Genomic DNA, 14092 nt, shown 5'->3' on the forward strand with positions numbered 1-14092 from the left:
ACTTGAAGGAGGATTATCCGGAGCTCTATGAACAAATTCGCCATCGAGTAGCGGAGGGACAGTGGGAAGTCGGGGGTGCGATGTGGCTCGAAGCGGACTGCAATCTCTCTTCAGGCGAATCCCTGGTCAGGCATATTTTATATGGAACGCAGTTTCTCCAAAAGGAATTTGGGGTCAACTGCACATATCTATGGCTCCCTGACGTGTTTGGCTACAGCTGGTCGCTGCCGCAGATTTTAAGGAAAAGCGGGATCAGCACGTTTATGACGACCAAAATCAGCTGGAATCAATATAATCGAATGCCGAATGATACATTTTTGTGGCGCGGCATTGACGGCTCCGAAGTGATCACTCATTTCATTACAACTCCGGATCCGGGTCGAGCGGAAAACGGTGCGTTTTATTACACGTACAACGGGGGAATTACCGCTGAGTCGATTCAAGGCATTTGGAATGGATACAGGGATAAAGGAATTAACCAGAAGTTGCTGCTTGCTTACGGATACGGAGATGGCGGAGGCGGCGTTAATCGTGAGATGCTGGAAATGCGCAGAAGATTGTCTGAGATACCGGGACTTCCTCAAGTTACGACGGGTAGGGCGGATCACTATTTTGCCGAGCTGGAGGAAACCATCCGCGATACGGATCAATACGTACATACTTGGGATGGAGAGCTGTATCTAGAGCTGCACCGGGGGACTTTCACGAGCCAGGCTTACAATAAACGAATGAACCGTAAGCTGGAGCTTCTGTACCGGGATGCCGAATTTATGCAGGTTCTGGGCGGATTGCTTAACGACTCCTTCGTGCCTTCTACGGACTTAGCTCAAGGGTGGAAAATCATCCTACGAAACCAGTTTCACGATATTATTCCCGGCTCCTCGATCAAGGAAGTTTATGAGGACAGTAAAGTGGAATACAACGAGGCTCAGGTGCTTGCGGAACAGAGCAATAACGAAGCAGGCATCGCTATTTTACAGCAAAATGACCAAACCTGGACGATATTTAACAGCGCTTCATGGAGCCGGAACGATCTCATTTCGATTCCTTTTACGCAAGCGCCAGGTCAGGGTAGATGGGTTCGGGATACAGGAGAAGTTTGCCTGTCCCAGCGCACGGAGGAAGGTTGGCTTGTTCATTTGAAAAACTTGCCACCTATGGGCTTTGCCGCGATTACACAAGAAATGGCTGATGAATCCATCCGTATGGAAGGATTAGTTCCCTTTCAAAGCTTAGAGCAGGGGATCGAAACGCCTTTTTACATCCTAAAATGGAACGATCATGGTCATCTTACGCACATATACGATAAACGCTCCCAAAGAGAAGTGTTGAAGGAAAAAGAACTTGGCAACGTGTTCGAGGTATTCGAGGATAAACCGAAAAGCCGGCATGAGGCTTGGGATATCGATCTGTATTACTTGGAAAAAAGAAGGATTGTTGATACTTGTACGCAAATACGAATTGTGGAGATGGGCCCGCTGCGCGCTGTCGTTCAATTCTCATGGAGCTACATGGATTCCGAGTTGACTCAGAAGATGGTTCTTCACTCAGACAGTCGGCGGATCGACTTTCACACATTCGTGGATTGGCATGAGCAGCGCCAGCTGTTAAAGGTAGCTTTTCCAGTGAACATAAGGGCAACCGAGGCAACTTTTGATATTCAGTTCGGGAATGTAAGACGACCTACGCATTGGAACACAAGCTGGGATTATGCGAGATTTGAAACGTTAGGGCACCAATGGGCCGATCTTTCCGAAAGGGGATACGGCGTCAGCTTAATGAATGACTGTAAGTACGGCTATGACATTAAAGATCACAAAATGAGACTGACTCTGATTAAGTCGGCAAAGGTGCCGGACCCTACGCAAGACCAAGGGGAGCATATTTTTACCTATGCGCTTTTCCCTCATGAAGGCGACTGGTATGCCGGTGATACCGTGCAAGAGGCGTGGCATTTGAATAATCCCTTAATGGTGATGCAAGGCCAACCGGTGAAGAATGCTTTCTCACTTTTCAGTGTTAATGCTCCTAATGTAAGTATAGATGCCGTCAAGCCTGCAGAGGAGGGCGAGGGATTTATCGTTCGTCTGCATGAGTATGCCGGAGCAAGGGGGCGTATGGAGGTTTCAAGCGATCTAGCTATCTTGCAATGGCAGGAGACCGATTTACTTGAAAATCCTTTTCCGGAAGGGAAGAACGATCAAGGCACTATTCGTTGTGAGATAGAGCCTTATGAGATCAAAACATTTCGAATATGGATGCAATGATGTGCGAGAGCATAGGGCTGCCCCTTAAGTAGTTTCTACTTGAGGGAACAGCCCTTTTGTTTAAAAATTTGGTTGTTTGTTAGACGGAAGATGAGATTGAATCCAACATCGGGTTCGAGTGTAGGGGCTGGTTGTTCCCGAACCTAACGATACGGGCAGCAGGTAACCCTTTTGTGCAACCTTGGCTTGGAGGCTCGAATGGAGCGAAAGTGGCGCGAGACGTCTGAAAAGGACCTCTCAGCTGCTGTTTGCATGACTGGGCATAGGTAGAGTAACTTAACAGGTGAGAAACCTGCTTGAGTATGAGAACGTGCAACAATTGCTGCCTAAATCTCGCCTCTCTCCCTTAGATGTTGCATAATGGAGTCGATTTCATAATAATAGTCCAATTTTTCCACAAAGGATCAATTCGTGAGAAATGCAGTTGGATAAGAGTCTTTAGAGACTGCTATTTCTTCATTTCCAGCGTATTTTGTAAAAATAAGAGTCCCTAGAGACTCTTATCCGTCAAGTAAAGTGTGAATTCGAGAGAAAAGCAATCGGATAAGAGCCTTTAGAGACTGCTATTTCTTCATTTCCACCGTATTTATGTAAAAATAGGAGTCCCTAGAGACTCTTAACGTTCAAGTAAGGAGCTAATTTCACAAAAAAAGCCCGATTTTCCCATGGTAGCCCGAATAGCCCCATCTAAATTCACGAAGCTGGCGTAGACTGCACTTATTTACTTTTCCGGAAAGAACGAGGGGTTGCACCGACGACTTTTTTAAAGGAGCGGCCGAAATTGGAGAAGCTGTTGAACCCTACCGCCTCGGATATTTCTAGGATCGGCATATTCGTATTGGAGAGCAGCCGTTTGGCGTGATGAATTCTCGTATGATTGAGGAAATCAGTAATCGTAAGCCCGATCGTCTTTTTAAATAAATGACACAAGTAGAAGGAACTGATATATAAATCCTGCGCCAGCTTTTCGAGCGAGATGTCCTCGGCAAAATGCTTAGATAAATACCTCACTGCTTCCTCAATTTTGGGACTGATGGTATGTCTCGTTATGGGTTCCAACTCATGTGTTGACCCGTTAAAGACCATGCGGTGGATTTCAAGCAGCAGCTCGTTCAAGTAAATGCGCAAAGCCAAGATATCATTGTGATGCTGTGTCGTGTACTCCTCATAAAGCCTTTCCTGCAAGTAAAGGATGCGCTTCAACCGATCGCTGTTTAATCGAATATGCCGGTGAGGGTTGCTGTAATTAAATACTTCCAAAAACCGAGCTTTCACTTCAGCGTCGAGCAGCTCCGGCAAGAAATGGATAACTGTACGCGTGCTCGGCATTTGCAAATTGGGAGAACTCTTGTGTGACTCCTGAGCGCCAATCAAAATTAAATCATTTCCCTCTAGAGGGTAAATGTTCTCCTCGATAAGAAAGCAACCGCTGCCTTCATGGAGAAAATAGATTTCATAGCCCGAGTGGGAATGAAAGTTCATATAGAAGCTTTTTTCAGTTTCCTTATATTTCATGTGAATAGGCAATTCTACCAATTTATTGTTCACGAAATAGTCTGTTGTTTGAGAGGATATTTCTTCCATTTCCCAATCCCACCTTTATGTATAGCGCTTACAATTGATTCTACATGCAGGTAAATAAAAAAGCAATATTCGCATGGTTTTGCGCAATTGATCACGTGAATTGTATACCGCTTTCATACTATACTAGGAATCAAGCTAATAAGTAAGGCAGAGGAGTGTAAACGGGATCATGGTTATAGTCAATAAAGATACCATCAAAGAAGCAGCTGAGAACGTATATCGATATATGACGGAATGCAGATCTTCCGAATGGGGGATGAACATTAACGAATGGGACTGGGTGCCGGGTGTTGGAGCCATTGCGCTGCAGCATTATTTCGATAGAACTGGCCATACAGACATTCTGAATTATTTGATTCAGTGGGTTGAGCGCAATCAAGAGAAGGCAGGTCGTCACAGGGTTATCAATTCTATGGCGCCATATGCCACCTTCCCCGGCCTCTACAAACAGACGAAGCAAGATAAATATCTAGAACAAGCGGCTATGATCGGTAAATGGATCGCAGAGGAAGCACCTCGAACCCGAGAAGGAGCGTTCGAACATACCGTAACCGAAAATGCCAGCTTTCCTGAGCAGGTTTGGGCAGATACGATCTTTATGGCGGTGCTTTTGCTGGCTAGATTAGCCAAAGTCACCGGGGACACAGCGATGGCGGGCGAAGCCCTTGAGCAGGTCAGTTTGCATCTGCGTCTTCTGCAGGACGAGCAGACAGGGGTCTTGTTCCACGGCTGGAATTGCGCGGAACAGAATCATCTATCAGCAGCACGATGGACACGAGCGAATGCCTGGGTATGTGTTGCCGTTCCGTTAATCCTGCAAGAAATACAGGAGCTCGTCGTTGTCCCGCCCGAAATCACCAACCGTTATCGACGCATGATGGATGGCTTACTGCCTTATCAAAGCGAGAACGGCTTATGGCATACGGTGCTTGACCGAACTGATTTCTATCAAGAAACATCAGGAAGCGCGGGGATCGCATGCGGGATTCAGCTAGCGATTCGAACCGGTCTACTCGACGAGTCATACAGGAAGTTTGTGAGAACTGCCTTACAAGGCGTATTATCCAAAATCTCGGAAGAGGGCGAGGTGTTGGGCGTATCCGGCGGAACGCCAATCATGCCGACTGTGGACGCTTATCAGACCATTGCGATTATCCCGACTTTGTACGGACAAGGACTTGTTTTGATGCTGCTCAGTGAATGCTTGGAAATGGAGGGTTAGATGTGAATCGACAAACTTCCGTATCAACAGGGTCAGTCCCTCGAAAGAGGCACTTGCTGCAAAGCATGTACAGATATCGCAGGCTGTATATTCTTGCCCTCCCGGGTATCGTCTATTTTCTTGTCTTTCATTACTTGCCCATGTGGGGCGTGTTGATCGCTTTTCAGGACTACAGTCCGTTTCAAGGCCTTTTTGGCAGCCAATGGGTGGGATTTAAGCATTTTATCGATTTATTTCAGAGTGATGACTTTTTAAAATTGCTGCGTAATACGTTAACGATTAATCTTTTAAATCTTGTCTTTTTCTTTCCGGCACCGATCGTGCTGGCGCTTCTTTTGAATGAAATGAGAAATGCGTTATACAAAAGGATTGTACAGACAGTCGTTTATCTTCCGCACTTTTTATCCTGGGTCATCGTCATCGGTATTTACACCCTGTTGTTTTCCTCTAACGGCTTCGTTAACGAATTGGTCGTGATGTTCGGGGGGACGGCTAAGAAATGGATGATGATGCCGGAAATTTTCCGAATGACCATCGTTCTGCAGAGCGTGTGGAAGGAAATGGGGTGGGGAACCATCATTTTCTTGGCGGCGCTCAGCGGAGTGCCATCAGACTTATACGAAGCGGCGGTCGTGGACGGAGCCAATCGTTGGCGGCAGCTATGGCACATCACACTCCCGTCCATCCGTGCGACAATTGTCATGATGTTGCTTCTTCAACTAGGTCATTTGCTCAATGTAGGCTTTGAACATGTATTTTTGATGTTAAATCCATTAGTCATCGACGTAGGAGATGTGTTCTCCACTTATGTATATCGGGTCGGTATTCTGCAGGGTAATTTCAGTTTTGCTTCAGCAGCCGGGTTGTTCAACTCGGTGGTCGGACTTATACTCATTATCGGAGCCAACAAACTAACTAAGAAGCTCGGCGAAGAAGGGCTCTTCTAGAGGAGGTGAAAGGATGCATTACAGAAGAACAATGGGAGAAACACTGTTTGACCGTCTCAATTATGTGGTGCTTGCCCTCGTTACGGTCATGATGCTGATTCCTTTTGTCAATGTGCTCGCTTCATCGCTATCCAATGGCGTGGAGTCTGAACAGGGGCGGGATCGTACTGTGGCCACGTGGCTGGACTCTGGCGGCATATAATTATATTTTCGTGCAAGGCGATCTAGTTCGAGCGCTTGGGGTAACTTGCTTTATTACGATCGTAGGTACTGCACTCAATCTTGCGGTTACGTTCACATTCGCTTATGCGCTTTCCAAAAAGAAATTGCCCTTCCGTAATGGAATGCTAATGATGGTATTCTTCACGATGCTGTTCAGCGGAGGGATGATTCCTACCTTTATTCTGATCAAAAACTTGCATCTGCTCGACAGCATATGGTCGCTGATTATCCCCGGGGCTGCAAGCGCCTTCAACGTTATCATTGTAAAATCGTTTTTGCAGACGATCCCTGAAGCGCTTGAAGAGTCGGCCACCATCGACGGGTGTACGGAATACGGTACATTCTTTCGTATCGTGCTTCCCGTTTCCATGCCCATTATTGCGACGATGATTTTATTCTACGCGGTTGGCCATTGGAATGAATTTTTTGCAGCTATTTTGTACATTAACAACCCGGCTAAATGGCCGTTGCAAGTTTTTCTACGGCAGGTGTTGTTAGTATTAAGTTCCTCGGAGCTTAATACGTCCATGATCGATCAGGCAGTCAGCAGCGAACTGTTAACAATGGGGGAACCGATCAAAATGGCAATGGTTATCGTTGCTACCGTTCCGATTGTGATTGTTTATCCGTTCCTGCAAAAGTATTTTGTCAAAGGCGTTATGATTGGTTCAATCAAGGGGTAGTCGAAGGGTAAAGCAAGTGCATTCAATCATTGATAATGGAGGGTCCAAAATGAAAAAGATGACACAAAAAACGATTTTCGTAAGCTGCAGCCTGCTGCTAGGCAGCGCATTAGTATTATCCGCCTGTGGCAAGGCAACTACAGGAACTAGTGGTGGTGCAACCAGTACAGGTACTGCCGCACCTGCAAAACCAGCCCAAATCACATTTGCAATGAACGTCAACTCCGTACCGGATGTAGAGGGGAATGCCGGAATTAAATGGTTGAATGACAAATTCCGTATGGATCTGCAGTTCACACCAATCCCGAACTCGAATTTTCAAGAAAAATTCAATGCGATGGTTGCCTCAGGCTCCGTGCCGGATGTGTTCACCGGAAATTTCGATGCCAACATCATCCGACTCATTAAACAGGGAGCTATCGCTCCGATCGATGAATATATCCCCAAATATTCAAACCTAAAGTATACAAAAGCTCATTATGATAATGTTAGCTATAACGGCAAAATTTACGGTGTTCCGATTGCCCGGTCTATGCTTTCCGCTCCCAATGCTCCAATTGTGCGTCAAGATTGGTTGACTAAGCTGAATCTGCCGGTTCCCAAAACGTTGGATGATTTGTATAAAACCATGCAGGCATTCACGAATAACGATCCAGATGGTGACGGGAAGAAAAATACGTACGGCTTGCAGCTTGGCGAAATCACAGGTCGTATTGGCGACTTCAACGGTAAAGATTTCTGGGGTTCAAGTGACTTGCTTTACAGCTTCGGTCTAGATGGCTCCGGTTGGGTAAACAAAGGCGGCCAACTCGTTATGAATGAAACATTGCCAGAGTACAAAACATATCTCGATTGGATAAAAAAGGCCTATAGCGAAGGCTTGATTGATCCTGACTTTGCCGTCTCCAAGTCCAATCAGGCTCAGGATAAATTCTTTAAGCAGGGGAAAGCGGGGATTACGTTCGACTTTGTCTCGATGATTCGTAACTTTCCTACCAGCGTGCCGCCAATTCAACCTGGTGCCAAAATTGTTAGCTTTGAACCTCCAGTCGGACCGAACGGTAAAAGCGGTGTAGTGTCTGGACCAGGTAACGTAGGCGCGATCTACATTAGTGCAGCCGCAGCGAAAGACAGCAACAAAATGAAGACGATCTTCCAGTGGCTCGACTATGGTCCATCCAAGGAAAATGGCTATGTAGCGGGTAACCAACAAAAGTATAACCTGTTTCAAAATTTAGGCTTGGAAGGCGTTTCCTTTCAAAAGAACAGCAACGGTATTCCTGAAGTTTCGGACAAAGATAAATTTCAAAAGTTAGGAAGCGGATATATCCTGCCAACTCAGGCGCTGCCAAGTCCGGAGAACACGAATTACACCAAAGATTCCGATACGCCTGAAACTCTTCAACTTGAGATATCTACAAACGATATTTTAATCAAACACCTGAAGGCTAGCCCGATTGCAGGCTTACAGTCTCCTACGGAGCAAAGCACGCCGGATATGTATCAGGAACTAGTGAAGGCAAAAGTGAAATACATCTTCGGGCAGCTTTCCTCTGCTGAATGGGATCAATCGTTGAAGGCGTTCATGGATAAAAATGGTACGAAAGTCACACAAGAGTATAACGATGCGATGAAGGGTTCCAAGAAATAAGCTCGTCTCCCCCGAATCTCGGGGGATTCTTTTTGAATTCTTTCTGGAAAGGAAGTATCAATGACATGCAGATAGATGGCGTGCGAGACCAATTAGATAGCATCGTCGTGAAACAATTGAGGGACTTTGATCCGGCTGCGCTTGCGCTCAAAACACGGCGGGGTCCTGGATACAATTACCATACGAATATTCGAAATGCGGAAGTTCATATGATTCGAGAGTCCTTTTACCTCTCCCTATGTCTGCTTGACCGTCAAGCGGAAGGAGATGTAGAGCTCGCCTCCTCGATCATTGACCGACTTCTGGATTATCAGGAGCTCGATCGCGAAAGCCCCTATTATGGCATATGGCCGTACTATATAGAGGAACCGATTACACAAATGGGGTCACCTGACCGCAACTGGGCTGACTTCTGCGGGAAATCACTGATTCAAGCGGCAGCAGATTATGCAGGCGTGCTCCCTGCATCGTTAGTCGATCGAATGAAGACAGCGGTAGAAGCGGCGGCAGTATCCATCATGCGCCGTAACGTGATGCCATCCTATACGAATATTTGTGTGATGGGTACCTATGTGACATTGCTCGCCGGCGAAATGGTCGGAAACGAAGAGCTATTTCAATATGGACGGAGTAAACTAAAGCTTTTTCACGAGTATTGTACCTATCACGGCGCTTTTACGGAATATAACAGCCCTACCTATACGGTTGTGACAATTGAGGATTTGTCGCTGATGCGCAAGCATATTCACGATGAAGACAGCATCGCGCTAGTGACGGAACTGCTCGATATGGCATGGGCCTCCGTCGCCGAACATTTCCATGCACCCACTGGGCAATGGGCGGCACCGCACAGCCGATGCTACGATACTTTGCAAGGTCATGGATTGCTCTCATTTTTACAATTGGCTTCAGGCGGTAAGCTCAGAATGTTGGATGAAAGCGAGCTTGAGATTGGAGCGCTCTGGCCAAGAGTCGGATTACAAATCCCAGATTTGTATCTACCTTACTTCCAGAAGGAACGTACGACCTCTTTTACAGAAAAGACGATTGTGAAAGGCAAGACGCAGCTGTTGGCCGCTTCGTACATGACACCTCACTACACACTGGGGTCGTTTAATCACTGTGATCTGTGGAACCAACGCAGACCATTGGGTGCTTACTGGGGAGAGAAAGGGCAGGCTTCTTACCTGCGGTTTCGCTGCTTGCATGATCAGTATGATTTCAGCTCGAGCTTGCTGCATAACGTGCAGCACCGCAACATGGTGTTAGGTATCGCACATTTCTGTTCGGATCATGGTGATAAGCATTTTACACTTGATCCCATTCAAGGAAGAGTGACAGTATCATCGCTGCGATTCCGGTTCGAGTTCGGAGGTAATCTGAACCGTCTTTCGATGCCAGAGCTAGCATTTGGTAAGCCTCTGCTGATCCAAACTTCACATGTGAAAATCGGTTTGATCCTGAACGAATGTAAATTTGGAAATTACCAGCCGAGACTTGAGGTGACTCAGGAGTCCGCCATTACTTCTCTTGACGTGGTGTTATATGAGGGGGAGCCGATCGATATCGATCTGAGTGCGCTGGAAGAGGCGCATCTCGTATTCGGACTTATTTTAGAGAAAGCAGATTGCGAAGATGAAGAGATTCTAACTCGTTTATCGGCTGTTCGATTGGAAAAAAAAGATAGAATCCATGTTGCTTATAACGATGCATTTATGAAGCTGCAGCTTGGGGTTCAAGCTGGCGTAATTCCTTTCTCGAAAGTAATGGAGAGAGCGAGCTGCCATAAAGAAACTCATATTGAGAGCGATAAACCCGTTTGGTCGGTTTAATGTATAAAGCCCGCTCATCCACACAAAGAGGATGAGCGGGAATTTCAAGTAATAATTGTAAGCGCTGTATTGAGATGATCAGAGGAGGGAATGTAAGGAATGGATATCAGACAAAAGCGGCGATCTTTTCGTTGGAGTTCAGTGGTAATGGCTGGCGTATTGGCCATATATGCGGCTGTACCGGCGGTTTCTGCACTAGCAGATACACCAGCGATAACAGCGGATACCCCGATTTATTACGACCGTGTAGACAATGTATTTCCTGATGTGAATGCAAGCGAAAGGATGTTGAATTTTTTTCAGCAAAATTTGATCAGCAATCAACAACCTGACGGAAGGTTCGATAACTTTCCGCAAAAAGTTTATGTGTCGGGGGGCAATTTGACCGCTGGGAACATCACGAGGAATATGGGCTTTGAGCAAGATGCTTCTGGTCAGCCGGACGGATGGAGCATAACGGATGGATCGGGGGACTGCACCCACTGCCAATTCCGTCACCTGGAACCAAGATACAGCTGTGGCGTTAGAAGGTAGTGGATTCGTTAAAATTCAAACCCAAACAACAGACAGTGCTGCACTCGTGCAGACCATCAGCAACCCGCTCGATGTGCTCGTGGACTACTCGACACCGGCTAATGTGTCCGTTGCTGCGAACAGCTTGATGATTTTCAGTGCTTTTTACAAGACGGATCAATTGGTTGCTTCTGCCGAAGGGCAAGGAGTTTACGGCAAAGTGACGTTTCTTGACGTTGCTGGCCAGCCGATTGGAACTCCTTATGTGTTTAAGGGGGATCCTGCGGCATCGGGCTGGCAGGAAATCCGCGGCTTGGTTACCGTTCCTTCACAAAAGCCGACACAAATCGTTGTGCAAGCAGGCGTGGATCAAAGCCAAGGGACCGTGCTTTGGGATGGCATCCGTTTGATGCGCGTTGACACGTCGGCGGGCACCGACGGTATACCTTACGCGACGAAGGGGACGGCGGCTGTGCCGAATGCCGGCTTTGAGTCCTCATCATCCTGGACCGCAACACCTCAGGAGAGCGGTGCTCCAGCGATTGTTACTCCCTCGGCCTCAGGCGGCTACAGCGGTAAGGGTGGTCAAATCATTTCGAACGCTGCCGATACAGTCGCGCTACTAAGCAATACGCTATCGGCATCTTCCAACGGCACACGCCAGTTTGGCGGCGATTACCGAATTTTCTCTGTCAAATATAAGACAGATCTCGGTTTTAGCGCAGCGGATGGTCGAGGCGTTGAAGCCCGTATGGTTTATTTGGATCAAAATAAGGTGCAGATAGGCAGCACAAGTTTTTATGGAACCCCGACGAATGGACAGTGGGGGGTTATCAGCGGCGTTTTTGATACGCCATATCCGGTTTACTACGTTCGAATTGAGCTTCGCATTCAACATGCGCAAGGATCCGTGACATTCGATAATGTCTCGTATATCGGCGTAGATCAGCAAAACAGCAGTACAGAAGCGGGTTTCGGTACCGTAGGAATGCTCGCGTACAATTGGAGCCGTACTGGTAAGAGTGATGCGACGCTTGCAAAACGGGCGAGTGACGGTCTTGCTTATTATTTGAAAAATCGGGTTACCGCAGTGGACAATCTCGCCAATGTAAGTAAATTGCAAGCAGGAAAAGCAAACAGCGGTGAATACTATGTCCCTTACAGCGTTAGCGGCAGTACGACCGGGGCGGACTATCCGACAACGGCGTTCGGACTGCACAATTTGGCAACTGCGATTGGTTACGGCGATGGATTGTTCACACAAGATCAAATGGATGACGCCAAAGCGAAAGCCAAATCCATGTGGAATTGGCTGATCCGAGTATCTCAATTTAATACACAGCAGTCGATGAACCAAACACTCGTGGCTGTTCTCGGCGGCATCCAAATGGCGAACATTTTACAGGATACCACTATGAAACAAGAAATCCGCGATTATTATGCTGCAGGAATTGAGGGTACGAACCTTCCAGTTAGCACGGGGGGCGTTCGTAAGGCAGCCCGCCAAAACGTTGATGGCTATAACATCTTTTACGAAGTGAATGGATTCGATGTCAGTTATGCTGGAGTATCTTTAAGCGACTTGTCTGGCATTATAGGGGCAATTCCCGATGCCGATACCGCTTTCAGCGATTTGAAATTATTGGTGAAGCAAGATGGCATGGAGATGGCGGGTTATTTTAACACGAGGTTGGCTGCGGACGGTTGGATCTTCGCGGGGTCTCGTCATAATGAAGGTGGAAGCTCTGCCTTTAATATGGGTAGTTTCTCCGGTCTTTCCTACTGGGGACAGGCGCTAAAGGCGGATGTGGGGCGTTTCCTCATCAAATCATTCGCTTCGACAACGTTAACTTACGGCGACACCGCCAACTTAGGGCATATCGCCGTTCACGGACCTGTTCAGATGCACGAAACCATACAAGACTATCCATGGGATCGCACAGAACAGCAGAAACTGGAAGCCTACAATCTACGCAAAGGCGCAGTTTCCGCGTATTTTAAAACCGGCTCCAAGCAGCCTCTCAACATTTCAGTTTCGGGCACGGATTTCACAGAAAGCCTGCTGGATACCGGCGTCAACGATCCTGATAAGCCAGGCTTTCCCAAAATTGACCGTTTAAATGGTTGGTTCGCCAAAGCGGCCGACGGAAGTCTACAGTATGACGACACCAAACAGAGTACGACAAACATCGAAACGGCCAATTACTTCATGCGTTTGGATAACGGTGTCAGCTCGAACGGGGCCAATACGACCAAACAGATTTATTTAACCAACGGCAAGTCATTGTATAACGTACTCGCTGTGAAATTTGGTTCCACTCAGAGCTTCTTGTCTCTTGGCGAATTGATTGGACTTCCGTATATGTCCGTACCAGATCGTCCCTATGTTCCAGGTACGAACGAGCCAGACCGTGTGCGTATTAACGGTTTGTACGCCACGGACGGCACACCGCTTCTTGACTTGGCGCAGGATACTGGATCTGTTACCGCCAAAGCAATGGTGGCTGGGACAGCGAGAGTTACCGGATTCCCAGTCCTTAAAGCGCAGAATGCGCCTGCCGGCGGGGCGGCAAAGCCGACTTGGCTGTCCAAAGCGGATGAGAACACGCTTAGTGCAGGGTTTGTCACGACGCCAGGGAAAATTATGGACGATTTGTATACCAAGGCGTTATGGGACCCAACCAATGTCCGATCCTCAGCCAACAACGGCAGCATTGTACAGTTTGCAAATTCCGACAAGCTGTCTGTGCAGCTTACGGACAGTACGTTTGCCGCTAATTATCAGGCGGGAGATTGGGTGTATTTTGTCAGCAAAATGGAACCGAACATCGGCTCGACGGGCTTTACAACCAAAGCTGTGGCTAAATACAGCGGACGAAGCGATGTGCTGCATGCATTGACCATTGAAGATGAGGGGATGAAGCTAGTGCTTCATGAGGGTCACTCCATGTTGGTAGATAAAGTAGGAAATAGCGTCTTGATCGATGGGCGTTCTGCCCGTACAACCGATTTATCAACGCTTCGGGGAGAATTCGGAAAGGTACAAGCGTTAGAGCCTTCCCAATTCCCCTATGAATGGGATATGAATGGCGATGGACTCGTAGATGCTGTTGATTTGGGGCAGCTGGGATATTATTTGCCTCAATCCATGCAATAGAAAGGTTGTGACAA

At 47.3% G+C, this 14092-nt stretch carries 10 protein-coding genes; 9 read left to right on the forward strand and 1 reads right to left on the reverse strand.

The annotated features are described in order from the left end of the window. Positions 1 to 2: 2 nt before the first annotated feature. Positions 3 to 2267, forward strand: a complete 2265-nt coding sequence (locus tag ACBP55_RS13565; protein ID WP_464652246.1) for an alpha-mannosidase — start codon at positions 3 to 5, stop codon at positions 2265 to 2267. A gap of 717 nt (positions 2268 to 2984) precedes the next feature. On the opposite strand, the gene ACBP55_RS13570 is transcribed toward ACBP55_RS13565, so the two are convergent. Beyond that, positions 2985 to 3851 (reverse strand): AraC family transcriptional regulator, encoded by an 867-nt coding sequence (locus ACBP55_RS13570; RefSeq protein WP_464652248.1) that lies wholly within the window; start codon positions 3849 to 3851, stop codon positions 2985 to 2987. Positions 3852 to 4020: 169 nt separating this feature from the next. Here ACBP55_RS13570 and ACBP55_RS13575 point away from each other — a divergent pair, with 169 nt between their 5' ends. The 8 genes from ACBP55_RS13575 to ACBP55_RS13610 all read left to right on the forward strand — a co-directional run bounded on the left by ACBP55_RS13575 (position 4021) and on the right by ACBP55_RS13610 (position 14078). Beyond that, positions 4021 to 5073 carry a glycoside hydrolase family 88/105 protein gene (locus ACBP55_RS13575; protein WP_464652249.1) on the forward strand — a complete coding sequence of 351 codons (1053 nt, stop codon included), beginning with the start codon at positions 4021 to 4023 and terminating at the stop codon, positions 5071 to 5073. 2 nt (positions 5074 to 5075) lie between these two features. Beyond that, a complete protein-coding gene (locus ACBP55_RS13580) occupies positions 5076 to 6020 on the forward strand; it encodes an ABC transporter permease (protein ID WP_464652251.1) in 945 nt (314 codons plus the stop codon). Between the two features lie 13 nt (positions 6021 to 6033). Further along, positions 6034 to 6222 (forward strand): hypothetical protein, encoded by a 189-nt coding sequence (locus ACBP55_RS13585; RefSeq protein ID WP_464652253.1) that lies wholly within the window; start codon positions 6034 to 6036, stop codon positions 6220 to 6222. A 10-nt stretch (positions 6223 to 6232) separates the two neighbouring features. Further along, entirely contained in the window at positions 6233 to 6925 is a 693-nt protein-coding gene (locus ACBP55_RS13590) for a carbohydrate ABC transporter permease (protein WP_464652255.1), read from the forward strand. Between the two features lie 49 nt (positions 6926 to 6974). Continuing rightward, complete coding sequence (locus ACBP55_RS13595) at positions 6975 to 8576, forward strand: extracellular solute-binding protein (protein WP_464652257.1); 1602 nt, start codon at positions 6975 to 6977, stop codon at positions 8574 to 8576. Between the two features lie 32 nt (positions 8577 to 8608). Then, positions 8609 to 10408, forward strand: a complete 1800-nt coding sequence (locus tag ACBP55_RS13600) for a hypothetical protein (protein ID WP_464652259.1) — start codon at positions 8609 to 8611, stop codon at positions 10406 to 10408. A 99-nt stretch (positions 10409 to 10507) separates the two neighbouring features. Beyond that, a complete protein-coding gene (locus ACBP55_RS13605; RefSeq protein WP_464652260.1) occupies positions 10508 to 10942 on the forward strand; it encodes a hypothetical protein in 435 nt (144 codons plus the stop codon). Next, complete coding sequence (locus ACBP55_RS13610) at positions 10869 to 14078, forward strand: hypothetical protein (RefSeq protein WP_464652262.1); 3210 nt, start codon at positions 10869 to 10871, stop codon at positions 14076 to 14078. The genes ACBP55_RS13605 and ACBP55_RS13610 overlap by 74 nt, the downstream gene beginning before the upstream one ends. Positions 14079 to 14092: the final 14 nt, after the last annotated feature.

The sequence above is a fragment of the Paenibacillus sp. WG02 genome (genome assembly GCF_055396115.1).

Bases quoted from the DNA above. Each gene is read 5' to 3' on its own strand.
- ACBP55_RS13570 (WP_464652248.1), bottom strand. From the start codon at position 3,851: ATGGAAGAAATATCCTCTCAAACAACAGACTATTTCGTGAACAATAAA.
- ACBP55_RS13575 (WP_464652249.1), top strand. From the start codon at position 4,021: ATGGTTATAGTCAATAAAGATACCATCAAAGAAGCAGCTGAGAACGTA.
- ACBP55_RS13585 (WP_464652253.1), top strand. From the start codon at position 6,034: ATGCATTACAGAAGAACAATGGGAGAAACACTGTTTGACCGTCTCAAT.
- ACBP55_RS13595 (WP_464652257.1), top strand. From the start codon at position 6,975: ATGAAAAAGATGACACAAAAAACGATTTTCGTAAGCTGCAGCCTGCTG.
- ACBP55_RS13605 (WP_464652260.1), top strand. From the start codon at position 10,508: ATGGATATCAGACAAAAGCGGCGATCTTTTCGTTGGAGTTCAGTGGTA.
- ACBP55_RS13610 (WP_464652262.1), top strand. From the start codon at position 10,869: ATGGATCGGGGGACTGCACCCACTGCCAATTCCGTCACCTGGAACCAA.